This is a genomic window from Kineosporia mesophila, from assembly GCF_021129235.1.
Taxonomy (GTDB): Bacteria; Actinomycetota; Actinomycetes; order Actinomycetales; family Kineosporiaceae; genus Kineosporia; species Kineosporia mesophila.
This window is the reverse complement of record NZ_JAJOMA010000004.1, coordinates 1-24,223: the sequence shown is the minus strand read 5'-3', so window position 1 is coordinate 24,223 and position 24,223 is coordinate 1. Positions and strand designations below refer to the sequence as shown.

The 24,223-nt window shown below is 70.1% G+C and carries 22 protein-coding genes; 5 read left to right on the top strand and 17 right to left on the bottom strand.

Annotation, left to right across the window (positions count from 1 at the left end):
• Positions 1 to 10 precede the first annotated feature (10 nt).
• Positions 11 to 517 (top strand): Lrp/AsnC family transcriptional regulator, encoded by a 507-nt coding sequence (locus LR393_RS06735; protein ID WP_231482331.1) that lies wholly within the window; start codon positions 11 to 13, stop codon positions 515 to 517.
• On the opposite strand, the gene LR393_RS06730 is transcribed toward LR393_RS06735, so the two are convergent.
• The 10 genes from LR393_RS06730 to LR393_RS06685 all read right to left on the bottom strand — a co-directional run bounded on the left by LR393_RS06730 (position 514) and on the right by LR393_RS06685 (position 9,879).
• Positions 514 to 996: an Lrp/AsnC family transcriptional regulator gene (locus LR393_RS06730; RefSeq protein WP_231482330.1), complete on the bottom strand. Its 483-nt coding sequence runs from the start codon at positions 994 to 996 to the stop codon at positions 514 to 516. The genes LR393_RS06735 and LR393_RS06730 overlap by 4 nt on opposite strands.
• A gap of 5 nt (positions 997 to 1,001) precedes the next feature.
• Positions 1,002 to 1,736: a 3-keto-5-aminohexanoate cleavage protein gene (locus LR393_RS06725; protein WP_231482329.1), complete on the bottom strand. Its 735-nt coding sequence runs from the start codon at positions 1,734 to 1,736 to the stop codon at positions 1,002 to 1,004.
• A complete protein-coding gene (locus tag LR393_RS06720; RefSeq protein ID WP_231482328.1) occupies positions 1,733 to 2,419 on the bottom strand; it encodes an RraA family protein in 687 nt (228 codons plus the stop codon). Before LR393_RS06720 ends, LR393_RS06725 begins: the two co-directional genes overlap by 4 nt.
• Before the next feature lie 27 nt (positions 2,420 to 2,446).
• The gene (locus LR393_RS06715) at positions 2,447 to 3,271 is read right to left on the bottom strand and encodes a carbon-nitrogen hydrolase family protein (RefSeq protein ID WP_231482327.1); all 825 of its coding nucleotides are present in this window, start codon (positions 3,269 to 3,271) and stop codon (positions 2,447 to 2,449) included.
• Positions 3,268 to 4,377 carry an ABC transporter ATP-binding protein gene (locus tag LR393_RS06710; RefSeq protein WP_231482326.1) on the bottom strand — a complete coding sequence of 370 codons (1,110 nt, stop codon included), beginning with the start codon at positions 4,375 to 4,377 and terminating at the stop codon, positions 3,268 to 3,270. The genes LR393_RS06715 and LR393_RS06710 overlap by 4 nt, the downstream gene beginning before the upstream one ends.
• A 34-nt stretch (positions 4,378 to 4,411) precedes the next feature.
• Positions 4,412 to 5,506: an ABC transporter substrate-binding protein gene (locus tag LR393_RS06705; protein ID WP_231482325.1), complete on the bottom strand. Its 1,095-nt coding sequence runs from the start codon at positions 5,504 to 5,506 to the stop codon at positions 4,412 to 4,414.
• Between the two features lie 53 nt (positions 5,507 to 5,559).
• Positions 5,560 to 6,330: an ABC transporter permease gene (locus LR393_RS06700; protein WP_231482324.1), complete on the bottom strand. Its 771-nt coding sequence runs from the start codon at positions 6,328 to 6,330 to the stop codon at positions 5,560 to 5,562.
• Positions 6,330 to 7,235 (bottom strand): ABC transporter permease, encoded by a 906-nt coding sequence (locus LR393_RS06695; RefSeq protein WP_231482323.1) that lies wholly within the window; start codon positions 7,233 to 7,235, stop codon positions 6,330 to 6,332. Before LR393_RS06695 ends, LR393_RS06700 begins: the two co-directional genes overlap by 1 nt.
• Positions 7,236 to 7,512: 277 nt before the next feature.
• A complete protein-coding gene (locus LR393_RS06690; protein WP_231482322.1) occupies positions 7,513 to 8,850 on the bottom strand; it encodes a flavin monoamine oxidase family protein in 1,338 nt (445 codons plus the stop codon).
• Positions 8,851 to 8,940: 90 nt separating this feature from the next.
• Positions 8,941 to 9,879, bottom strand: coding sequence for a LysR family transcriptional regulator (locus LR393_RS06685; RefSeq protein WP_231482321.1), 939 nt, complete (start codon positions 9,877 to 9,879; stop codon positions 8,941 to 8,943).
• 70 nt (positions 9,880 to 9,949) lie between these two features.
• Here LR393_RS06685 and gabT point away from each other — a divergent pair, with 70 nt between their 5' ends.
• The 3 genes from gabT to LR393_RS06670 all read left to right on the top strand — a co-directional run bounded on the left by gabT (position 9,950) and on the right by LR393_RS06670 (position 14,835).
• The gene (gabT, locus tag LR393_RS06680; protein WP_231482320.1) at positions 9,950 to 11,269 is read left to right on the top strand and encodes a 4-aminobutyrate--2-oxoglutarate transaminase; all 1,320 of its coding nucleotides are present in this window, start codon (positions 9,950 to 9,952) and stop codon (positions 11,267 to 11,269) included.
• 1 nt (position 11,270) lies between these two features.
• A complete protein-coding gene (locus LR393_RS06675; protein WP_231482319.1) occupies positions 11,271 to 12,698 on the top strand; it encodes an NAD-dependent succinate-semialdehyde dehydrogenase in 1,428 nt (475 codons plus the stop codon).
• Positions 12,699 to 12,765: 67 nt separating this feature from the next.
• Complete coding sequence (locus tag LR393_RS06670) at positions 12,766 to 14,835, top strand: methyl-accepting chemotaxis protein (protein ID WP_231482318.1); 2,070 nt, start codon at positions 12,766 to 12,768, stop codon at positions 14,833 to 14,835.
• A gap of 25 nt (positions 14,836 to 14,860) precedes the next feature.
• Here the strand turns inward: LR393_RS06670 and LR393_RS06665 are convergent, their stop codons facing one another.
• From LR393_RS06665 to LR393_RS06635, 7 genes are all read right to left on the bottom strand, one after another.
• A complete protein-coding gene (locus LR393_RS06665; RefSeq protein WP_231482317.1) occupies positions 14,861 to 15,070 on the bottom strand; it encodes a hypothetical protein in 210 nt (69 codons plus the stop codon).
• Positions 15,071 to 15,215: 145 nt separating this feature from the next.
• Entirely contained in the window at positions 15,216 to 16,028 is an 813-nt protein-coding gene (locus tag LR393_RS06660; RefSeq protein WP_231482316.1) for an N-acyl homoserine lactonase family protein, read from the bottom strand.
• Positions 16,025 to 17,560 (bottom strand): ABC transporter ATP-binding protein, encoded by a 1,536-nt coding sequence (locus LR393_RS06655; RefSeq protein ID WP_231482315.1) that lies wholly within the window; start codon positions 17,558 to 17,560, stop codon positions 16,025 to 16,027. Before LR393_RS06655 ends, LR393_RS06660 begins: the two co-directional genes overlap by 4 nt.
• Complete coding sequence (locus LR393_RS06650) at positions 17,557 to 18,558, bottom strand: ABC transporter permease (RefSeq protein WP_231482314.1); 1,002 nt, start codon at positions 18,556 to 18,558, stop codon at positions 17,557 to 17,559. The genes LR393_RS06655 and LR393_RS06650 overlap by 4 nt, the downstream gene beginning before the upstream one ends.
• Positions 18,555 to 19,406: an ABC transporter permease gene (locus tag LR393_RS06645; RefSeq protein ID WP_231482313.1), complete on the bottom strand. Its 852-nt coding sequence runs from the start codon at positions 19,404 to 19,406 to the stop codon at positions 18,555 to 18,557. Before LR393_RS06645 ends, LR393_RS06650 begins: the two co-directional genes overlap by 4 nt.
• Before the next feature lie 7 nt (positions 19,407 to 19,413).
• Positions 19,414 to 21,009: an ABC transporter substrate-binding protein gene (locus LR393_RS06640; RefSeq protein WP_231482312.1), complete on the bottom strand. Its 1,596-nt coding sequence runs from the start codon at positions 21,007 to 21,009 to the stop codon at positions 19,414 to 19,416.
• A 105-nt stretch (positions 21,010 to 21,114) separates the two neighbouring features.
• Positions 21,115 to 21,768 carry a TetR/AcrR family transcriptional regulator gene (locus tag LR393_RS06635; RefSeq protein WP_231482311.1) on the bottom strand — a complete coding sequence of 218 codons (654 nt, stop codon included), beginning with the start codon at positions 21,766 to 21,768 and terminating at the stop codon, positions 21,115 to 21,117.
• 124 nt (positions 21,769 to 21,892) lie between these two features.
• On the opposite strand from LR393_RS06635, the gene LR393_RS06630 reads away from it, so the two are divergent.
• Positions 21,893 to 24,223, top strand: a 2,331-nt coding sequence (locus LR393_RS06630; RefSeq protein WP_231482310.1) for a 5-oxoprolinase/urea amidolyase family protein, incomplete at its 3' end; no start/stop codon positions are given.

Below are 24,223 nucleotides of genomic sequence, written 5' to 3'. Positions count from 1 at the left end.
AGTCGTTCGTATGGAGATCGAGGCCGTCGACGTGATCGACCGCAAGATCATCGATCAGCTGCGTATCGACGGCCGCCGCTCTTTCGGCGAGATCGGGCGGTATGTCGGGCTTTCCGAGGGCAGTGTGCGGGCTCGCTACAAGCGGCTGCTGAGCCTCGGCATCGTTCAGGTCGTCGGGATGCCCAATGCCACGAAAATGGGCTTCCTGGAGGCTCACCTGTCGATCCGGGTGCGGGGTGCGACGCTCGCCAGTGTGGCCACCGCCCTGTCGGAGATGCCCGAGGTGAAGTACGTCGGCGCCTGCATCGGCAGCTTCGACCTGATCGTCGACGTCAGATTTACCGACAATGCCCACCTCTCGACCTTTCTCTCGGAAAAGGTGCGAAGGGTGCAGGGGGTCGAGACGGTGGAGACGGCAACTGTGCTCGAGGTGATCAAGGACGACTACCTCTGGGCCGGCTTCCGCGAGCCGGTGAACCGGCCCACCCGTCCCCATCCGACATCCGGTGCGAGTTAGGTCGATCCGCCCCCGTGGGCGCGCTCACCGGTGAGGTTGCGCAGCCCCGACCACGAGTAGTCCTTGTACAGGCGGGTCATCACGTACTGGTCGATCGTGGCCACCCCGGGCGTGCGGCGCAGCTCGTCGAGCAGGTCGGCCAGCTGGGCGAGATCCCGCGGCGTGGCCTCGACGTAGATGTCGTGCGCGCCCGAGGTGAGGCCCACATGACCGATCATCGGCAGGCCGAGCAGGCTCCTGGCCACCGCGCGCGGGGTGAGCCCGCGCACGGTGAGCAGCAGCCGCACCGACTGGTGGCCCAGGGTCAGGGGATTGCACAGGGCCACGATGCGCAGGGTGCCGTCGGCGGTGAGCCGCTGCACCCGGGCGCGCACGGTCGCCTCGGAGACGCCGACCACGGCGGCCATCTCGGTGAACGTGCGCCGCCCGTCCTCGCCGAGCAGCTCGACCAGGCGGCGGTCGATCTCGTCGACTGCCATGCGCTCTATCGTGCCAGTTCGATCTCCCGGGCCAGCCGGACCATCGCGGCGTTGTCGAGGGCCGGGGTGCCGTCCTCGAGCAGGAGCATGTCCTCGTAGCCCACCCGGGTCTCGCAGCCGTCCTCGAACGCCGCGCGCACCAGGGGCCAGGCCGTGACCTCGTAGCCGTGGTAGAGGATCGGGGCCTTCACCCCGGCGGCACGTACCTGTGCGGCGATCTCGCGGGCCATCGTGACCGCCTTGTCCACGTCCTCGATCTCCGGTTCGATCAGGATGCGCACGTTCTGGTGCAGGGTCGGCGAGGCCAGCAGCGCCGGCACGTCGGCGGGGGCCCACACGGCCGACTCCAGCACCATGCCCTTGGCCAGCACCAGCTGGGCGGCCTCGGCCGCACCCTCCTCGCAGAACGCGACACTGGCGAAGTCGGGCTGGGCGTCGGCCGGCCAGGCCTCGAGCAGTGTCATCCGTTCGGCGTGCCCGGAACAGGTCCACAGGCCGGTGGTGGTGCCCAGAACGATGTTCGGGTCCACGGCCTTCACCGCGCGCACCAGGGCGGCGATGTCGTCCGGGTGGATGGTCTGCCCGCCGTCGCTGGTGCGGGCGTGCGCGTGCACCACATCGGCCCCGGCCCGCACGGCCTCGAAGGCGGCCTTGGCGATCTCGGAGGGCGTGATCGGCACAGCCGGGTTCTCGGCGTATCCGCGGCCGCCGTTGATCGCGGCCTTGATCAGGGTGCTCATCGGGTGGCCTCTCGCTCTGCCAGGATCTTCTGGATCGCTGTGGTGGCGCCGGTCAGGTCGCCCAGTCGTTCACCGTGGCGCACCTGCTCGACCAGCTCCGGTTCCTCGGCGTCATCGGCCAGCGCGGTGTCGACGATGCCCTCGAGAACGGTCGGCGCGGCGATGAAGACCCCGTTGCGGTCGGCCAGCACCACGTCACCCGGGTGCACGGTCACCCCACCGATGCTGACGGGCACGTGCAGCCCACCGGCGTCCAGGTGCAGCAGCTTGGTGGTGAGAACGCTGCGACCGCGCGAGTACACGGGCAGGCCGAGCGGCTCGACCTCGTCGATGTCGGTCATCACGCCGTCGATGATCACGCCGGTCGCACCGCGGGCGTGCAGGATCTCACCGAGCACCTCACCGACCGGGGCGTGACGGGTGTCGCCGCCCATGTCGATGACGAACACGTCACCCGGCTCGCAGTATCCCGCCGCGTGGTGCAGCACGGTCGAGTCCTGACCCGTCAGGCGCACCGTGATCGCCCGCCCGACCACCTTCCTCGTACCGCACTGGCGCTGGATCGCCGGCTCGACGAATCCCTCTTCGAGGTAGTGGCCGATGGTCGGGAAGGAGACCCGGCCGAGTTTCTCGGTCAGTTCGGGGGAGAGCGCCGGCGGCGGGGTGCCGATGGTGAGAGTCATAATGTTCCTTACAGCAGAGGACGAGGCTCAGGCCGGGATCTCGACACTCACGGAGAGGCGGCGGTTGGCCAGGGAGGGCAGGATCTCCCGCACCTCCGCGGTGCGGTCCAGCGAGATCCGCACCAGGCCCACCCCGGTCTTCACCGGGCCGAGACCGGCGCGGACCACGCCGAGCGGGTCCACGGCCAGGCTGTTACCGATGCAGTCGGCCGAGCTGGTGCCGGAAGCCAGTACCCAGCAAGTGTTCTCGATGGCCCGGGCGCGTACCAGGGTGGTCCAGTGGTCTTCCTTGGCCGGGCCGGCGACCCAGGCCGCCGACACGCTGAGCACGTCGGCGCCGCGGTCGACCAGGTTGCGGGCCAGTTCCGGGAAACGGATGTCGTAGCAGTTGATCAGGCCGATCGCGACGCCCTCGACCATGACCACCGGCGGCAGGTCCGGGCCGGGCACCACGTAGTCCGACTCCTTGTAGCTGAACGCGTCGTACAGGTGCACCTTGCGGTAGCTGGTGACCACCTCTCCGCGCGGGTTCAGCACCACCAGGGTGTTGTACGGGCGGGCCTGTCCGGAAGGCTCGTAACCCCCTGCGATCAGCCAGATGTCGTGCTGAATCGAGAGCCGTGAGAGCAACGTGACGAACGCAGGCCACTCGCGGGCGACCACGTCGGCCACCGGCTCGTCCTTCACCTCACCGGCGGTCAGCATCGCCTCTTCCGGCAGCACGGCCAGCCGGGCCCCGCCCGCCGCCGCCTCGGCGACCAGCGAGGTGATCACCTCACGGTTGGCGGCCGCGTCGGTGGTGGGGGCCAGCTGTACGACGGCGGCCAGCAGGGAAGGGTTTTCGGCGGTCATGCGGGAGATCCGATCAGGGAGGGGGAGGTGGTGTCGTCCGCGGGGAGCACCCGGCCGGCCGCGGTGGGCCAGCTGACCCAGACCTGGCCGCCCTCGGGCAGGGTGGCCAGGGCGGCCGACGTCTCGCCGCTGGGGACCCGCACGGTGAGCTCGGTCCCGCCGGTCTTCACGTGGTAGGTCCACTCGTCACCGAGGAAGACCCGCTCCGAGATGACACCGGCGAAAGATCCCTCGGTGGGCCGGTCGGTGAGGGTCATGCGCTCGGGCCGAACGGCGACGACGACCTGAGTACCGGTCGCGAAACCGCCGGTCACGGTGGCGGGTACCGGGCCGAGCCCGGCCACCTCCACGGTGTCCGCGGACGACATCACCGCGTCGATCAGGTTGCAGCTGCCGATGAAGCTCGCGACGAACCGGGAGTTCGGCGCGTCGTAGATCTCGGTGGGGCCGGCGACCTGGAGCACGCGGCCCTTGCTCATCACCGCGATCCGGTCGCTCATGGTCAGTGCTTCTTCCTGGTCGTGGGTCACGTAGATGAACGTGATCCCCACTTCCCGCTGCATGCGCTTGAGCTCGAACTGCATCTCCTTGCGCAGCTTCTGGTCCAGGGCGCCGAGGGGCTCGTCGAGCAGCACCACGGCGGGCCGGCCGACCACGGCGCGGGCCAGGGCCACCCGCTGACGCTGACCGCCGGAGAGCTCCGAGGGCTTGCGCTGCGGGAAGTCCTCCAGCCGTACCAGGGCCAGCGCCTCCCGCACCCGCCGGTCGAGCTCGGCCTTCGCGGTCTTGCGCACCCGCAGTTCGAAGGCGACGTTCTCGTACACGGACAGGTGCGGGAACAGCGCGTAGCTCTGGAAGAGCATGTTGAGGTCCCGTTGCCGGGTGGGCACCCGGTCGACGGTCTTGCCGTCCAGTTCCACCGAGCCCGCGGTCGGGGTCTCGAAACCCGTGATCATGCGCATGAGCGTGGTCTTCCCGCAGCCGGAGGGGCCGAGGATGCTGAAGAACTCGTTGCGGCCGATCTCGAGGTCGAGGGGCTCGACCACCAGGTTGCTCCCGAAGGACTTGGTGATCCCGCGGAGCCGGACGGCAGACGTCTGGGTCATCGTTTGCTCTTCCCGTGCTGAAGGATTCGGAAAATCAGGATGCGGAGACCTTGGTCCAGCCGTCCTGGTAGTAGGTCAGGGCCTCACCCGGGTCGACGATGAACTCGGCCTTCGCGAGCTGGGCGTCGGACGGGTAGACGGCCGGGCTCTTCGCCAGGTCCTCGTTCTTGATCTGGTCCAGGGCCGCCGAGTTGGCGGTGGCCAGCGAGCCGTCGTCGGTGAGCAGCGCGGCGACCTCGGGCTTGAGGGTGTAGTTCAGCCACTGGTAGGCCGCGGTCTGGTTCTTCGTGCCGTTCACGATCGAGAACGAGTCGGTCCAGAGCGTGCCGCCCTCGGACGGCATGATGAAGTGAACGTCCTGGTTGGCCTGAACGGCCTTGGCGGCGGTGGTGCCGCTGTACGCCTCGGCGATGCAGGCGTCACCCGAGCCGACCAGGTCGGCGTAGTTGTCGCTGTTGTAGCCGGCCAGCAGCGGCTTCTGCTCGAGCAGCTTGGTGGTGGCCTTCTCGATGTCGGCCTGCGAGGTCGTGGTGGCGGACAGGCCCTGAACCTGCAGACCGGCGATGTACGCCGACAGCATGTTGTTCAGCATGTAGATCTTGCCCTTGTACTTCGAGTCCCACAGGTCGCTCCAGCTGGTGATCTCACCGCCGGTGCACTTCTCGTTGTAGAGGATGCCGGTGGTGCCCCAGGCCCAGGGGAGGCTGTGCGCGTTGTCGGCGTCGAAGCTCGGGTTCACGAACTTGGTGTTGAGGTTGTCGAAGCCCTCGAGCTTGGACTTGTCGATCGTGTCGAGCAGGTTGCGCTGCACCATCAGCTGCACGGCGTACTGGCTGGGCTCGACGATGTCGTAGCCGGACTTGCCCGTCGCCAGCTTGGCGATCATCGTCTCGTTGCTGTCGAAGGTGTCGACGGTGACCTTGATCCCGGTCTCCTTCTCGAAACCGTCGATCACCGAGTCCGGGATCTCACCGGCCCAGGCGTAGATCGCCAGGGTCTGGTTGCCTCCCGAGTCGCTGGACTTGGAGCCGGAGCTCGCGGTGGAGCCGGAGGACGACGAACCGCAGGCGCCGAGGGCCAGGACGGACGTTGCCGCGAGGCCGGCGGCGAGGAGAGCCTTGGTCTTCACAGGGGGACCTTTCACGCAGGGGCAGTGAGAGAAGCGGTACCGGGAGAGCGCTTTCAGGCCAGGATCCGCCGCATTTGCCGGACACCGACCAGGAAGATCACGACCAGGGTGAAGAGCACCAGGAGGGTTCCCAGGGCATTCAGTTCCGGTGTGAGACCGGTGCGGAGGGACGAGTAGATCCGCAGCGGGAGCGTGGTGGACCCGACCCCGGAGGTGAAGGTCGAGATCACGATGTTGGAGAACGAGGTGGTGAAGCTGAGGAGGAAGGCCGCCAGGACCGAGGGCCGCAGCAGCGGGAAGAGCACCCGCCGGAACGTGATCCAGCCGGTGGCACCCAGGTCGGTGGCGGCCTCGGACAGGCTCGGGTCGAGCGCCGCCATCGCGCCCATCTGCACCAGCGTGGCCAGCGGCAGCGTGATCACGATGTGGCCCAGCACCAGGGTGAGGATGCCGGTCTGCATGCCGATGCTGCTGAAGACCTCGAGAAGCGACACACCGATCACGATCTCGGGCACGATCAGCGGGATCAGGATGGCACCGAGGAAGAAGGCCCGGCCCTTCACCTGGAACCGGGCCAGGGAGAAGGCGGTCAGGAAGCCGATCGCGGTGGCGACGAGCGCGGCCAGCACACCGACCACGATGCTCGTGCGCAGGGTCGCGAGCAGCCGGTCGTCGTGGAACAGGTCGCTGTACCAGTGCGTGGTGAGCCCGGTGAACCGGTAGCTGACCTCGGAGGCGTTGAAGCTGTAGACCACGACCGCGACGATCGGGACGTAGAGGAAGACGAAGACGAGGCGGCAGAACCAGGCGACGACGCGGTCCATCAGGCGGCCCTCCTGTTCGAGCGGATCGAGAGCAGCCGCAGCAGACCGGTGATCACCGCGACCGAGGCGAGCATCAGCACCAGCACGACCATCGACATGGCCGCGCCCATCGGCTCGTTCCGGAACTCGGTGAACAGCGTGACGATGAGATTGCCGACCAGCGGGTCTTTTCCGCCGCCGAGCAGCACCGGGATCACGAAGACCCCCAGTGTCGGGACGAAGGTCAGCATGATCGAGGAGCCGATGCCCGTGGCCGAGAGCGGGATGAAGATGCGCCGGTGGGTCTGCCACCAGCCGGCTCCCAGGTCGGAGGCCGCCTCCCGCAGCGACGGGTCGATCGCCCGCATCGAGGCGTAGATCGGGAACACCGCCACCGGCAGGAAGGCGTACAGCAGCGACATGATCACCGCGAACTGCGAGGGCACCAGCGACGAGGCGTCGAAACCCAGTGCGCGGGCTATCCTCACGTAAGGGCCACCGGATCCCAGCAGGGTGATCCAGGCGAAGGTGCGCACCAGGAAGTCGGTGAGGAAGGGGATGATCACCAGCATCAGCAGCACCGGCTGGCGGTTCGCCGGCCGGGTGGAGATGTAGAAGGCGAGCAGGTAGCCGACCACCAGGCAGACCGCCGCGTTCAGGGCGGCCAGGCCGAGGCTGTAGCCCATCGTCTTGGCATACACCGGGTCGAACAGCTTCGCGTAGTTGTCCCAGGTGAAACCGCCCATCGTGCCGCCGAGCAGAGGGTCACTCAGGGCGAAGCTCTGCCGGGCGATGACGGCCATCGGCACGATGACCAGAAGGACGATCACCGCGACGGCCGGCAGCAGCAGGAGGTACCCGAGCAGGGTGCCGCGGGCCGGTGCCCGTAGGCCCCGCGCCGGTGCTGTTGCGGTGCTTGCGCTCATCGCTGGATCCGTCCTTCCCTGTGGTTTCCTGGGTTCGTGCCCCGTGATGACGAGATGCTTAATCGTGCGTGAATCCCGGGTCCCGCGACATGGCCGAGGGCGACGGAACCCGTCGTAGGCAGGTTTCTCCTTGACGCATTTCGCAGTGTGGGCCCCGTCACCCGGCCGGGTTCCCGTTGGCGACCTGCGCAGATACGGTTCCGGATGACGCAGCGAGGCCCGGGCTCTGTGCAGAACCCGGGCCTTGTCGCTGTTTTCAGTTCTCGGCAGGTGCTCCTCAGATGGAGTCGGCGAGCATCCGTCCCACCCGGATGGCCCCGTCGACATGCTGGAAACCGAGGCCGGCCACGTCGGACGTGCCGAACGAGAGCGGGCCCACCGGCTCGCGCAGCGTGGCGCCGTACCGGGTCAGGCCGCCGATGTCGAAGCTGGTGGCGTACGCGCCGGCCGTCCACTCCTCGGCCATCCACTGGCTCTCGTAGTAGGCCTCCGGCTCCAGGGCCTTCTCGCCGTAGTAGGCGGCCAGCGAGGCCAGGGTGCGGGCACGACGCTCGTCCGGCGACAGCCTGAGCAGCTCGTCGGCGTTCTCGTCCGAGACGAAACCGACGAGTGTTCCGCGGGTCTCGTCGTGGTTGGTGTTGTCGTAGGACTCGTGCACCACCTGGTACGGGCTGAAGGCGGTGCCGGAGAGCCCGTCCTCGCGCCAGAACGGCGTCGGGTACGTGATGTGCAGTTTGAGCACGATGCCGAACGAGGTGTGCTGACGGGCCTGCATGTGCACCGGGGGCAGGCTGGGCGAGAAACCGATGCGGGAGACCAGGGTGGGCGGCACGGCCACAATGACCCGCTTCGCCCGCCAGGTGCCGTTCACCGTGGCGCCGTCGGCGTCCCACGCGATCGAGGTCACCGGCGTGCCGGTGATCACCCGGTCGCCCAGCTGCCCGGCCAGGAGCAGCGGCACCTGCTGAAGGCCGCCCTCCACCCGCTGGTCGAGGATGAAGTCGGCGTCGACCAGATGGCTGAAGCTGCCCGCGCTGGCGGCCATCAGCACGGCGGACAGCGCGGAGAAGGAGTGCGCGGGCTTGGTCAGCATGGCCGGGCCGATGTAGAGGGCGATGTTGTCGCGCGCCTCCACGTCGTCGGTCTGTTGTTCCAGCCAGGTGGAGAAGGAGATGCGGTCGAGCTCGGCGGCTCCGGGCAGGTCCCACGGGCTCAGCGGGTCCATCTGCCCGGCGAGCTGGTCCAGCAGCACGGTGAGGCGGTCGACCTCGGCCTCGGTGTACTCCGACACCGGGAACGCGGCGCCGTCGAACGTGCGGCGCACCCCGTCGCGGCCGACGTAGACGCTGCTGCCCTCGCGGTAGCGGCTGAAGGTCTTCAGACCGAGCTCGTCCAGGGTTTCCAGCAGGGCGGACTGGTCGGGGGAGACCCACTGCCCGCCCAGTTCCAGGCGCACGCCGTCGATCGTGTCGGTCCACAGGCGCCCGCCGATACGGTCGCGGGCCTCCAGCACCACCACGCTGTGGCCGGCCTTCGTGAGGCGGGTGGCGGCGGTCAGGCCGGTGACGCCGGCCCCCACGACCACGACGTCGACATCAGTTAGGGCGGCACTCATGATCAGGAATCTCCCTGGAGGTACGTATATCGTCGTGATGAGTGTCGGTGGCACTCGAATTCGCGTCAAGCGCGGTTAACGGCGACGAAATCAACGGGTGGACGCGGTTGGGCCCACGGTTTCCGAAGTTTCGGCTCCGGTGGGTGGAACCACCTCCGGGCCGTACTGCTCGGCGCAGAAGGCGGCCAGCCGCCCGGCCAGGTCGGCCAGGGCGGTCGCGGCGTGGTGCTGCGGGTCCCAGGCGGCGTAGAGGCTGATCCGGACCGGTCCGGCCGGGCCGGTCACGGCCACCGGGGTGAGGTCGAAACGGGGATCGTCCGAGACCACGGCCACCCCCCGGCCCGCCGCGGCGAGGGCCTGGGCCACCCGGGCGTTCGTGCACTCGACCACCTCCCGGTAACTCAGGCCGGCACCGTCCAGCGCCTCGTCCAGCAGCTGGCGGGGCCGGAAGTCGGCGGTGAGCAGCAGCAGCGTCCTCTCGGCGAGCTCACCGACGTCCACCGTCGTGCGGTCGGCCCATTCGTCGTCCCTGCGCACCTGGGCCCAGATCGGCAGCACCGCCAGCGCGTGCGAGGCCAGGTGCCGGGCCGGGGGCCGGGGCACGATGGCCAGATCCGCACCCGAACTCAGCGCCGCGTCGGCGCCGCGGGGGTCGAGCTGGCGCACGATGGGCACCGGGTCGTCGGGGTGCAGGGTGGCCAGGAACGGGGCCAGCACGTCGTTGAGCGTGGTCGTGGGCACGGCCAGGTGCAGCTGGTCCAGGCGCCCCGAGGCGATCGACGCCGAGGCCCGCCGCACCTCGTCGGCCTGGCGCAGCAGGTTCCGGGCCAGGGGCAGGAACTGTTCACCCGCCGGGGTCAGCCGCAGCCGGTGTCCCTGCCGCTCGAACAGCGGCAGGCCGAGGTCCTGCTCCAGCTGGCGCAGCTGGCGGGAGAGCACGGGCTGGGTCACGTGCAGCCGGGCCGCGGCCCGGGTCGCCGAGCCGGCGTCGACCGTCTCGGTGAAGTAACGCAGCAATCGCAGGTTCATGCTCACAAGGCATGAATTTAGTGCTGAACAGGTCTTGGACAACATGAGGTTGGCGCCGCACTCTCGTTACATGCCCCTTGAGCCCCTCGAACAGAGCCGGTACCTCGGCACACCGCTGCCCGGTCCGAAGTCCGCCGCCCTGATGCAGCGCAAGCAGGCCTTCGTCAGCCCGGGGGTCGGCACCACGATGCCGGTCTTCGCCGCCCGAGCGGCCGGGGGCATCGTCGAGGACGTCGACGGCAACCGCTTCATCGATCTGGGGTCGGGCATCGCCGTCACCACGGTCGGCAGCAGCGCCCCGCGTGTGGTCGAGGCCGTGCGGGCCCAGGTCGCCGACTTCACCCACACCTGTTTCATGATCACCCCCTACGAGTCGTACGTGCAGGTCGCCGAGGCGCTCGCCCGGCTCACTCCCGGCGATCACGAAAAGCGCTCGGCCCTGTTTAATTCGGGCTCGGAGGCGGTCGAGAACGCGGTCAAGATCGCGCGCTCCCACACCGGCCGCGACGCCGTGGTGGTGTTCGACCACGCCTACCACGGCCGCACCAACCTGACCATGGCGATGACCGCCAAGGTCGCGCCCTACAAGCACGGGTTCGGCCCGTTCGCCGGTGAGGTCTACCGCGCGCCGATGTCCTACCCCTCCCGCGACGGGCTCTCCGGTCCGGAGGCGGCCCGGCGCGCGCTGGCGCAGATCGAGACCCAGGTGGGTGCCGCGAATCTCGCCGCGCTGGTGATCGAGCCGATCCAGGGTGAAGGTGGTTTCATCGTCCCGGCCCCCGGATTCCTCGCCGCGCTGGCCGACTGGTGCACCGCGAACGGCGTGGTCTTCGTCGCCGACGAGGTGCAGTCCGGGTTCGGCCGCACCGGAACCTGGTTCGCGGTCGAGCAGGAGAACGTCGTACCCGACGTGGTGGTCTCGGCCAAGGGCATCGCGGGTGGGCTTCCGCTCTCGGCGGTCACCGGCCGCGCGGAAATCATGGACGCGGTTCACCCCGGCGGTCTCGGTGGCACCTACGGGGGTAACCCGCTCGCCTGCGCCGCCGCGCTCGCCGTGATCGAGACGATCGAGGCCGACGGGCTCCTGGGGAGGGCGCAGGAGATCGAAACCCTGGTGCTCGGCCGGCTGCGCGACCTGAAAGACCCCCGGATCGGTGACATCCGCGGCCGGGGCGCGATGCTCGCCGCGGAGTTCGTCGACCCGGCGACCGGTGAGCCGGACGGTGCGCTGGCGAAGGCGGTCGCGGCCTATGCTCACGCGCAGGGTGTGATCACCCTGACCTGCGGCACCTGGGGCAACGTGATCCGGTTCCTGCCGCCGCTGAGCATCTCCGACGAGCTGCTCTCCGAGGGTCTGGACGTCATTGTCGCTGCGCTGAAGGAGATCTGAGATGGATTACACCAAGGGTGTTCTCGTCGGCGGCACCGGGCAGGCGGGCAGCCGGGGCACGTTCGATGTGGTCGACCCGGCCACGCTCGAGGTCATCGCCCAGGTCTCCGACGCCGGCCCGGACGACGCCGTGCTGGCCGTCGACGCGGCCTCGAAGGCGTTCCGCGCCTGGGCCGACACCGCGCCCCGCGCCCGGGCCGACCTGCTGATGAAGACCCGAGAGCTGATGCTGCGCGACGCCGAGGAACTCGCGCAGCTGATCGCGGCCGAGAACGGCAAGTCGCTCACCGACGCCCGCGGCGAGGTGACCTACGCGGCCGAGTTCTTCCGCTGGTTCGCCGAGGAGGCCGTGCGCCCGCACGGTGACTTCGGTTCCTCCCCGGCCGGTGGCACCCGCACCATCGTCACCCACCACCCGGTCGGTGTGGCCGCGCTGGTCACGCCGTGGAACTTCCCGGCCGCCATGGCGACCCGCAAGATCGCCCCGGCCCTGGCCGCCGGCTGCACGGTGGTGCTCAAGCCCGCCGCCGAGACCCCGCTCACCGCCCTGCACATCGCCGCCCTGATGGCTGAGGCGGGGATTCCCGACGGCGTGGTCAACGTGGTGCCGGGCGAGGACGCCCCGGCGATCGTCGCGGCCTGGACCGACGACCCCCGCGTCCGCAAGATCTCCTTCACCGGTTCCACCACCGTGGGCCGCCAGCTGCTGCGCCAGGCCTCCGAGCGGGTGATGAACACGTCGATGGAGCTCGGTGGCAACGCTCCCTTCATCGTCACCGCCGACGCCGACCTGGGCGCCGCGGTGGACGGCGCGATGATCGCCAAGTTCCGCAACGGCGGCCAGGCCTGCACCGCGGCCAACCGGTTCTACGTGCACGCCGATGTCGCCGACGAGTTCACCGCCCGGCTGGGTGCGCGCGTCGAGGCCCTGAAGGTCGGCCCGGCCGCTGACGGTTGCGACATCGGACCGCTGATCTCCGCGAAAGCCCTGGCGAACGTCCACCGTCTGGTCGAGAGCGCCCTGGTGACCGGTGCCCGCATCGCCCACGAAGCCAAACCCGCCACCGCACCCGGGCACTTCTTCACCCCGGTGGTGCTGACCGGCGTCACCTCGGAGTCGGACGTGGTGCGGGAGGAGTCGTTCGCCCCCATCGCCCCGATCGTCACCTGGACCGACACCGAAGACCTGCTGACCCAGGTGAACTCCACCGAGTACGGACTGGCCGCCTACATCTTCGCCGGTGACCTGGGCGCCGCACTGAAGCTGGCCGAGCGCGTCGAGGCCGGCATGGTCGGTGTCAATCGGGGCCTGGTCTCCGACCCGTCGGCGCCGTTCGGCGGGGTCAAGCAGAGCGGCATCGGCCGGGAGGGCGCCCGCGCCGGGCTGGAGGAGTACACGGAGACGCAGTACTTCAGCGTCGCCTGGTAGCTGCCTGGTGGTCGTCTGATAGCAGCTGAGCGATCAAGAATCGGCCGGTATCCGTCGAGACGGGGGGATGACCGCGTGGGAGGCCGACCAGGGAGTGGATCACCGGAGCCGGGAACCGGCGTTCCTGCGTCCCTCCCTGGCGGTGACGGACCGGCTGCGTTCCAGTTCACGCCTGATGCTGGTCATCGTCATGCTGCTGGTTCCCGGGGCGGTCGCGACCTGGTCGTTCGCGGCCGTGATGAACGAGCAGACCGGTTTCGCCGGGCACGAGCGCGACGGGGCCGACGCCCTGAAGCCGGTGCTCGGCGAGATGATCCAGGTGCTGGCCGGGCGGACCCCGGACCTGGCGACCCTGACCACGCTGGCCGGGGACCATCCCGAACTGCGGCTGGACGACGCCGTGCGGGACCTGCGCGACGCCGGCGCCGATCCCACCGCCCAGATCGATTCCCTGGCCCGGCTGGTGACGGCGATCGGCAACTACTCCAACCTCATTCTCGACCCGGACCTCGACTCCTTCTACGTGATGGACGCGCAGGTGGTCGAACTGCCGAGGATGATGCAGGTGGCGGTGCACGCCGCCCATCCCGGCACCGGCGGGTCGCTCAGTTCCCGGATCGCTGATCAGGCGGTCCGGGCCGGGACCCTGCAGAGCTCCGCCGACACCCTCGCGGCCGACGTGAAGACAGCCGCGGCGAACAGCTCCCTGGACGGCCTGGATCAGCAACTCGCCCCGGCGACGGCCCTCGCCGACGCCGGCCGCGCGCTGGCCGCCCAGCTCAGCGGGGGTCTGGCCGATCCGGGAGCGGTGGGGGCCGAGGACTTCACCACGGCCGCGACGGCCGCTGTCGTCCCGCTCACCACCGTGCTGGAGAAGCTGCTCGACACCCGGATCGACCGGCTGGAGCAACGCCGCGACCGGGTCCTGACTCTGGCCCTGGTCTTCTTCGCGATCGGGGTCTGGCTGGCGGTCGGGGTCTGGTGGCGCACCCGGCACGATGTCCTCCAGACCGTGGCCGGCGTGATGGCGATCACGGAGGGGGACCTGGGGAGCCACCCGCTCCCGTCCGGCCGGGACGAGATGGGCGACATCGGCCGGGCGCTGATGGTGGCCCGGGACCAGCTGAATGCCTCCGCCGGGGAGCTACGCGCGGCCCATGCCGCCCAGGAGACCCTGGTCCGGGACACCTTCCTGCGGCAGAGGGAGGCGGAGAAGCAGTCCCGGGAGCGGGCCAAGGAAGTGGTCGCCGAGACCTCCGCGGCGGTCGTCGAGGAACTTCAGTCGGTGGTGCGGGACGTCGAGGCGGTGCGGGCCGCGGCCGGGACGATCGACGGCCGGGTGGCCGGCGCCAACCAGGTCACCCGCGACGTGGTGGCCCGGGCCGAGCAGGCGAACCGGGTGGTCACGGCTCTGGGCGAGAGCCTGAACCAGGTGGCGGGGATGGCCCACCTGATCGCCGGGGTGGCCGACCAGACCAAGCTCCTGGCCCTGAACGCGAACATCGAGGCGGCCCGGGCCGGTGAGGCCGGTCGCGGCTTCAGCGTGGTCGCCGCCGAGGTGAAGAACCTGGCGATGACCACGGCCTCGTCGACCGAGCAGATCACGAGCATCATCAACCAGATCGAGATGGACGCCGCGCAGATGCACGGTGCCATCGGCGGGGTCGCCGACAGCATCGAGGGCGTCGACGAGGCCACCTCCGGACTGGCCGGGGTGGCCGAGCAGCAACTGGCGCTGGTCGAGCACCTGGACGCCTCGCTGAGCGAGACGATCCAGCGGCTGAACGGTATGGAACGTATGGACGAGGCCCTGGAACGCCGCGGCCACGAACGGGTTCCGGTCTCCACTCCGCTCCTGATCAGCCATCGCGGGCAGACCCGGACGACGACCCTGATCGACCTGAGCGAGACCGGACTCGGCTGCCTGCCACCGGACGGCCCTCTCCTGACGATCGGTGAACGGGTCGAGGTGGCCCTGGAGGTGCTGGGACGTCCGATGCAGCTCAAGGCCCAGGCGGTCCGGGTGACCGGAGGCGACAATCCACTACTGGGGCTGCAGTTCACCGATCTGACCGCCGAGGAGCGCGACTTCCTGGTCCGGGCGGTCGAGGACCGGCTCCAGCCGGTCCGGCGGTGAGCCGAACCGGCCGAAGCCGCTGTGATCAGCTCTCGCGCGCGAACTCGTAGGGGTGGGCGCTGTTCGTCAGACCCGAATACCAGTTGCTGTAGGCCGTCTCGAGCTTCCGCGTCTTCCCGGCCGCCAATGGCAGTTCGCCCCGGCTGAAGTCGATGCCGACCAGGGTGTGGGACGGGTTGTACGAGGCCGCGGCCTGGGCGCTCCCGGCGGAGGGGAGAAGGCCCAGAGCGAGCATGACGATGATCGGCAGCAGGAACAGCCTGCGCCGTGAGATCCGCGTGGAGATTACGACCGCCCCTGGTGAAAAGTAGATCAGGAGGGGCGATCGTAGGACATTTAGGTCCGGAAAATCTGGTCAATTGATCACAGGAACCTCACAGTCAGGTGATCGTGGTCTCTCGCCACGGTGCCCAGTCCGGGTCGTGACCCGGCCAGACCTCGACCCCGTCCTCCTGGTCCAGGGCGTGGAGCCGCCGGATCGAGGTCAGGGCGTGGGGTTCGTCCTGCGGCCGCATGGTGGTGCCGCAGGGCAGAGCCTCGACGACGTTCTGCCGCAGGTCCGCCGCGTCGCACGCCAGAACTACCGTGCGGGTGGGCAGCTCGACCCGGAACGACTGATGACCCGGGGTGTGGCCGCGGGTGTCGAGGGCGGTGACGCCTTCGGCCAGTTCGGTGTCGCCGTCCAGCAGCACGATGTCCAGGTCCGCGCGCAGGAAGTCGCCCGGCACCGTGACGTAGTTGTCGTCGAGTTCCGGGATGCGCCGCGCGAACTCGTACTCGGCCCGCTGGATCAGCACCGGGGCGTCGACCAGGCGCAGGCCCCCGGTGTGATCCAGATGCACGTGCGAGATGCCGCACCCCTTGAGCCGGTCCCACGACAGCCCGAGTGCCGCGACCTGATCGGCCAGCGGATCGCCGGGAGGCAGCAGGGCGGTGTAGCTCTCGAAGTTGAGATACTCCGCCCGGGCGGCCGGATCGCGCACCACGTCGACGTTGAAGCCGCTGTCGAACATCAGCCAGCCGTTCGCGTACACCACGGCGGCCACGGTCACCGGTTCCAGCAGGAACCGGGCCGGATCGCCGCCGGGCACCGAGATCGGCTCCCGGATCGGCTCGTAGCCCACGATCATCGGGTGCATCCGCAGCGGACGACCCTCCAGGCCGAGGGCGGCGTCCCACTCGCGCACGCTCACGAAACGGCCGCCAGACTGGGCGAAGCCGCCAGCAGACTCTTGGTGTACGCGTGCTCCGGTGCCTCGAACACCCTGCGCACCTCACCCTCCTCGACGATCCGGCCTTCGGTCATCACCGCGATGCGCCCGGCGATGCGCTTGGCCACGGCCAGGTCGTGCGTCACGAGCAGCAGCGCCACCCCGGTCGTCCGGCGCAGGTTGTCGAGCAGTTCGACCACCTGGGTGGCCAGTGTGGCATCGAGCGCGCTGACCGGCTCGTCGCACAGCAGCACCCGGGGCGAGGAGGCCAGGGCCCGGGCGATCGCCGCGCGCTGGCACTGCCCGCCCGACATCTGCCGCGGTCTTGAGCGCGCCACCGCGGGGTCCAGGCCGACCTGCTCCAGCAGTTCGGCAACCCGCCCCGGCCGGTCCGATCTCGCCACCCCGGCCAGCGCCAGTCGCTCCGCGATCTGGGCGCCTACCGGCATCCACGGGGTCAGCGAGGCGCGTGCGTCCTGAAAGATCAATTGTGGACGCGCGTCCGCTTCACTCCCGATCGTGCCCCCCGTTGCCGGCTCGAGGCCGGCCGCGATCCGCAGCAGGGTCGACTTACCGCTGCCGCTCTCACCCACGAGCGCCACCGACTCGCCCTCGGCCAGGTCCAGGGAAACCCCGTGCAGCACGCGACGACTCTCCCGGCGGTGGTGCGGGACGGGGAAGTCCTTGGTGATGTTCCGCAGCCGCAGCACCGGGTTCGCTGTGGCGAACGAGGTTTCCGCCGCACCGAACGGACCGGCGATGTCCAGGCGCGATGCCAGCAGCTGCCGGGTGTACGGGTGCTCCGGCGAACGCAGCACTTTCCGCGCCGGGCCCTGCTCGCGGATCCGGCCGGCCGACATCACCACGATGCGGTCGGCGATCTGCGCGGCCACCCCGAGGTCGTGGGTGATGAGCAGCACCGAGCAGCCGTGCTGTTCGCGCAGCCGGGCGAACAGGGCGACCACCGTGGCCTGCACGCTCACGTCGAGCGCCGTGGTCGGCTCGTCCGCGACGATCAGCGCGGGCGCCTCCTCGGGGTCGGTCGCGATCGCCCCGGCGATGCTGACCCGCTGCCGCAGGCCGCCGGATAGCTGGTGCGGCCAGTAGTGAAAACGGGCCTCCGGCTCGGGAACCCCGCACTCCGCCATCACCGCCACACCGCGCTCGTCCGAGGCGCCGCGTTCGCAGACCTGCGCCCCCGCCTTCATGGTCGGGTCGAGCGAGGTCAGCGGATCCTGGAAGACCGCGCCGAGCCGGTGCCGCCGCACGTGGTGGCGCGCCTTCTCCGGGCCGTGCAGCATGTCGACGCCATCGATGTCGATGGTGCCGCCGATCTGCGCGTGCGCGGGTGGGATGCCGAGCAGGCAACTGCCCAGCACGGTCTTGCCCGAGCCGGACTCGCCGACCAGCGCGACGATCTCACCGGCCCGGATCTGAAGGTCCACGCCGTCCACGGCCCGCTTGTCCCCGAAACCGACGGTCAGACCGCTGATCCGGGCCACGATGTTGCTCACTCCGACTCCCTCAGTCGCGGGTCGATCAGAAGTTGCAGGGTGTCCACGAGGAAGTTGAGCAGCACGTAGGCCACCCCGAGCACCAGCACCACCCCGGTGATCGCGGCCAGGTCGGAGGCGGCGATCGCGGTGGAGAGGTAGCGGCCCAGACCCGGCCAGGAGAAAAGGCTCTCGACCACCACCGAACCGCCGAACATGATGCTCACCTGGAGCCCGGCCATCGACAGGGCGGGCCCGGCGGCGTTGCGCAGTCCGTGCCGCCACACCGTCAGCCACCAGCCGGCGCCCTTGGCCCGGGCCGAGCGGACGAAGTCGGCCGCCATCACCTCCCGCAGCGAGGCCCGGAGCACCCGTCCGATCGCCACCGCCGGCCCGAGGGCCAGCACCACGGCGGGAAGGACGACATGCCGGACCGCATCGAGAAATCCGCCCGGGTCGCCGTGCAGGAGCGAGTCCAGCAGGGTCATGCCGGTCGGGCCGTCGGCCGTGTCACCCCGGCCACCGGCCGGGAACCAGCCCAGGTCGCGGTAGAACACGAGCAGCAGCACGATCGCCAGCAGGAACGAGGCGGCGGAGGCCCCGGCGACCGAGACCACCCGCACCAGGCCGCCGGTCAGGCCGTCCCGGGCCCCGACCACGCCGAGCAGCAGCCCGCCGACCAGGGCCAGCAGCGCCGCGACCAGGACCAGTTCCAGCGTGGCGGGCAGGTAGGTGGCGATGTCGTCGGCCACCGGCCGCCGGGTGGAGACCGAGGTGCCGAGGTCGCCGCTGAGCAGCCGGCCGAGATAGCCCACGTAGTGGGTGATCAGCGGCTCGTCCAGACCCAGCCGCTCACGCGCCGCGGCCAGGGCCTGCGGCGAGGCCGTACGCCCGGCCAGCACCCGGGCCGGGTCGGAGGGCAACTGCCGCTGGATCTCCTCGACCACGAAGGTCAGCACCGGCAGCACCCCGGCCATCGAGGCCAGGCGAATACCGAACTGCCGCGCGAAGCCCGTCATCCGATCCGCTCCTGTACACCGTCACCGGCGAAGTTGGCGGCCATGGTCACCGTGAAGAGCACCGCTGCCGGTGCCAGGGCGACCCAGGGCGCACTGAACAGATAGGTGAAGCCGGCCGCCGACATGCTCCCGATCTCCGCGGCCGGCGCGGGGGCGCCGAGACCGATGAACGAGAGGGAGGCCAGCAGCAACAGCACCGATCCGACGTCGAGGGAGGCCACGACCACGATCGGGCGCAGCACACCCGGCAGTACGTGGCGCAGGGCGACCCGCAGCGGGGACATGCCCGCCGAGCGGGCCGCGTCCACGTGGGGGAGTACCCGCACCGCCCGCACCTCGCTCCGGACGATCCGGGCGTACCAGGGCCACCAGGTGGCCGTGACGGCCAGCAGCACGTTGCGCAGGCCCGGGCCGAGCGCCGCCACCACGAGCAGCGAGACCAGCGGCCCGGGCAGCGCGAGAACGGCGTCGGTGAGCCGCATCAGCACCGCGTCCACCCAGCCGCCGAGCGTGCCGGCGATCGTCCCGATGATCGTCCCGATGAGCAGACTGCACACGATGATCCCGAGCACGCCCCACCAGGACGACGCCAGACCCAGGATCACCCGGGAGAGAACGTCGCGACCCTGTTCGTCCGTGCCCAGCCAGTGCTGGGCCCCCGGAGCCGTGAAAGGCGTCCCCACGATCTCAGTTTCACCAGAGGGCACGAGCCAGTGGGCGAACGGCAGGATCACCGTGAGCGCGACGATCAGGTAGAGGCACCAGAGTTCCAGCTGCCCGGCTCCGCCCCGTCGCGGCCCCGCGAGCCGGAACCACCGCCGTCCCGGCGTCGCGGTCGCCACCGTCATGGTGTTCTCAGCTCCGCTTCAGGGTGCGCAGGTCGAGGGTGACCGAGAGCGGGAGCCAGTGACCCGCACCGGTGAGGTCCTTGCTCATGATGAACGCGTCGTCGATGTCGGCCAGCGTGATGTACGAGATGTCGTTGTGGATCGCGTCCCCGGCCGCCCCGTAGGCCTTCTCGGCGACCGTCTCGTCCGTGGCCGCGGCGCCCCGGTCGATGTACCGGTCGGCGGCGGGAGTTCCGCCGGCCAGGTAGTTCAGCGCGCCGTTGCCCTTGGTCAGGTCGGAGTACCAGAACAGCCGGGCCCAGGTGTCGGGGTGGGCCGAGTCCGGGTAGGCGGTCTCGAAGAGCAGGTCCGGCGCGGTGTCGAGACTGCCCGACAGACCGTAGATGTCGTTGCCCTGCACGGCGACCAGCTCGACGGTGGCCCCGGCGTCGGTCCACTGCGCCTGCAGCGCCTCGGAGGCCTGCTGGTCGGCGGTGCGCCCGGCGATGTACCCGAGGGTGATGGTCTTGCCCTGGGCCAGCGTCGCGAGGTTGCCGGTCGCGGTCTGCCAGGTGTCGGTCGCCGTGCCGTCGGCCACCATCCCGGCCGGGTACATCTGCCCGGAGACCTTGGCGTAGTCCCCCCAGACCTGACTGACCAGGGTCTTGCGGTCGATCGAGTCGCGCAGCGCCTCGCGCAGTTTCATGTCCGACAGGGTGCCGCTGGTCTTGACGTGCAGGTTGGCCTTCTGCAGGGTCGGGAACTGCTGCACCTGGTAGTCGCCGTCCTTGGCGAACTGCTGCAGCGTGGCCACCGGCTGCCCGGTGACGATGTCCAGGTCGCCGCCCTCCAGCTGGAGCAGCTGGGTCGCCACGTCACTGATGACCTTCACCGTGACCGTCGCGAAAGAGGGCTCTTCACCCCAGTAGTCGTCGCGCCGGGTGAGGTCGTACTCCTGGCCCGCGGTCATCGAGCCGAGCTGGTAGGGCCCGGTACCGGCGGTGTGCGTCTTGAGGTACTCCAGGGCGTTGTCGGCCTTGTTCTCCTCCAGCACCGTCGAGTCGATCACCTTCGGCCCGAACGGGCTGGCGACCAGCGAGAGGAAGGAGCTGCTGGGCGCCTTCAGCCTCACCACGAAGGTGTGCTCGTCGGGCGTCTGGTACTTGGCGACACCGGCCACCATGTACGCCATCTGGGACTCCACACCGGCGGCGGCCAGGCGCTCGAAGCTCGCCTTCACGTCGGCGGAGGTCATGGCCCGGCCACCGGCGAAGGTGACGTCGTCGCGCAGGGCGAAGGTGTAGGTGAGCCCGTCGTCGGAGAGCTTGTACGACTTCGCCAGCATCGGCACGATTTCGTCGGTCGAGTCGGAGCTGTAGCTGAGCAGCCCCTCGTAGACGGCCGTGAGAACCTGGTTGCCCTCGTACTGGTACACGGTCTGCGGGTCGAGCGTGGGCATCTCGGAGGAGATGGCCAGGCGCAGCGCGTCCTTCGGCCGGGCCCCGGCCGATCCCGAGCCGCCACCCGAGCAGGCGGCGAGGGCCAGGGCGACGGTGGCCAGTCCGGCCGAGATCCCGAGGTTCCGGCGGAGGGGCCTGCGGTGAGGTGACATTCGGCGGCTCATGGGGCTCCTCGCTCGGCCGGTGGCACTTTCGATCAACTGATAGGAAGTCGGCCCTATTCAGCCCGCCCAGTGTTTCCGGAGTGATACGCGGCCCAATGAGTTCGGTTAAACCAGACCGGCTTCGGGTGTGACTCGGGCCACAGAGAGCAGTCGGCGCTCGGGTACGCGCAGGATGCGCAGCGCGGCGTCGGCGATCGCCGGGGCCACCTCGTCCGCGTTCATCTCACCCTCGGTGCGGCGCCGCAGGATCACCGACTCGATCAGTCCGATGACCAGCATCGCGGCCGGCCGGGCAGTTTCCGGGTCGGTCCCGAGCACGCCCGCGACCAGCTCGCGGTAGACCTCGTAGAGCCGTTCGCGCTCGAGCCGGAACTCGCTGAAGTCGTCCTGGTCGAGCCCGGGGGTCAGGTAGAGCGATCCGAGGTTGTCGCGCCCGGACAGCAGCAGCCGGGTGTCGTAGAGGCACAGGGCCCGCAGGCGCACGTCGGCCGGGTCGTCGCGCTCGGCCAGGGCCGTGGCGTACTCCACCGAGGGCCGTACGGTCTCCAGCAGCAGGCGCAGCAGAATGGCCTGTTTACCCGGGAAGTAGTGATACATCGAGGCCTGGCTGATGCCCGCCCGGGCGGCGATCTTGTGCGTGCTGGTGCTGCCGTAGCCGGCCTGGCAGAACAGGTGGGCGGCGGCGGCCAGGATGTCCTGCTCGGTGGTGAGGCCGGACGTGGACGGCCCCTTCGCGCGGGGACGACCTAGGGACGACATGGCCAGGAGTGTAGGTCCTGCTTCCGGATCTGCTCCTGTCGCACCGTGTTACACCGACTTAACCGGCGCGGAACGTGGCGTCAATCGGCCCTGTCTTGACTTTCTGTCAATCAACAGAAAGTCGGTGACGGGGACAGTGGCGGAACGGATCGGCGCCTTGCTGGTGGCCAACCGCGGCGAGATCGCCTGCCGCATCATCCGCTCGGCGCGGAGTCTCGGGATGCGCACCATCGCGGTGTTCTCCGAGGTCGACCGAGCCGCGGCGCACGTACGGCAGGCCGACGAGGCGGTACTCATCGGGCCGGCGCGCAGCTACCTCGATCCGGAGGCCCTGCTCGACGCCGCCCGGCGCACGGGAGCGCAGGCGGTGCATCCGGGCTACGGATTCCTCTCCGAGGACGCGGCGTTCGCCGAGCGGGTCGAGGCGGCCGGGCTGATCTGGGTCGGCCCGACCCCGGAGCAGCTGCGTCTGCTCGGGGCCAAGCACACCGCCCGGGCCGCGGCGGTGGCCGCGGGCGTGCCGGTGTTCCCGGGCACCGGGCTGCTGGCGTCGGCCGACGAGGCGGTGGCCGCGGTGGCCGCCGTCGGTTACCCGGTCATGCTCAAGGCCACCGGTGGTGGCGGTGGCATCGGGATGTCGGTGTGCCGCGACGAGGCGGAGCTGAGGGCCGGGTACGAGCGGGTCTCCGGTCTCGCGCAGCGCAGTTTCGGCGACACCGGGGTGTTCGCCGAGCGGTACGTGGAACGCGCCCGGCACGTGGAGGTCCAGGTGTTCGGCGACGGCGCCGGAACCGTGGTGTCGCTCGGTGACCGCGACTGCTCGTTGCAGCGGCGGCACCAGAAGGTGGTGGAAGAGGCCCCGGCCCCGGGCCTTCCCGACGAGCTGCGCGAGCGCCTGCACTCCTCGGCGCGGAACCTGCTGGCGTCGGTCGGTTACCGGTCGGCCGGCACGGTCGAGTTCGTCTACGACGCGCAGCGCGGTGAGGCCTCGTTCCTGGAGGTGAACGCCCGCCTCCAGGTGGAGCACCCGGTGACCGAGGCGGTCACCGGGGTGGATCTGGTCGCCTGGATGCTGCGGCTCGCGTCCGGTGAGAAGGACCTGCTGACGGCCTTTCCGCAAGGGTCGGTCCCGGTCTGCGGCCACGCCGTGGAGGCGCGGATCTACGCCGAGGACCCGGCGGCCGGGTTCCGGCCCAACGCCGGTCTGCTGACCCGGGTCGAGTTCCCCGAACGGCCGGGAGTGCGGGTGGACGGCTGGGTCGCCACCGGCACCCGGATCCCGACCGACTACGACCCGCTGCTGGCCAAGGTGATCGTGAGCGGCGCCGACCGGGACACCGCGTTGCGGGGTCTCGGGGAGGCCCTGCGGGAGACCCGGTTCGACGGGGTCGAGGTGAATCTCGGCCTGCTGCGCACGGTCACGAGCCTGCCGGAGTTCACCGGCCTGGAGCACCACACCGGGACCCTGGACGATCTGGGCGATCCCGAGCCGCGGGTCACCGTGGGCCGGCCGGGCCTGATGACGACGATCCAGGACGCGGACGGCCGCCAGGGTTTCTGGCCGGTCGGCGTGCCGCCGAGCGGTGCGATGGACGACCGGTCGCTGCGGGCCGGTAACCGGCTGCTCGGGAACGACGACAACGCGGCCGGTCTCGAATGCACGGCGAACGGGCCGGAACTGACGTTCACGCACGCCGCCCGGATCTGCGTGACCGGGGCGCCCGCGCCGGTCACGGTGGACGGCACGCCGGTCGGGCACTGGACCGTGGTGGACGTCGCGGCCGGATCGGTGGTTTCGGTCGGGGAGGCGAGCGCCGGGCTGCGCACGTACCTGACCGTGGCCGGCGGCTTCGACGTACCGCAGTACCTCGGATCGACCGCGACCTTCACCCTGGGTGGGTTCGGCGGTCACGGTGGGCGGGCGCTGCGGCCCGGTGACGTGCTGCGTCTGGGCCGTTCGACGGCGCCGGCCCAGACCCCTCTGCGGCCCGGGCCCTTCACGAGCCACTGGAAACTGATTGTCACGGTCGGCCCGCACGGCGCCCCGGAGTTCTTCACCCGTGACGACATGCGCCAGATCCTGAGCTCCCGTTACGAGGTGCATTTCAACTCGGCCCGCACGGGTGTGCGGCTGATCGGCCCGAAACCGCAGTGGGCGCGCCGGGACGGCGGTGAGGCCGGGCTGCACCCCTCGAACATCCACGACAACGCCTATTCGGTGGGGGCTCTCGATTTCACCGGGGACACCCCGATCCTGCTCGGCCCGGACGGCCCGTCACTCGGTGGTTTCGTCTGCCCGGTGACCGTGATCCGTTCCGAGCGCTGGAAACTCGGTCAGTTGCGCCCGGGGGACACCGTGTCCTTCGTGACCCGGACGGAAGTCTTGCCGACAGCGGCGGGTGAGGACGGCGTCCTCCAACGTCTCCCCCCCCCCGGCGCCCCCCCCCCGGGGACC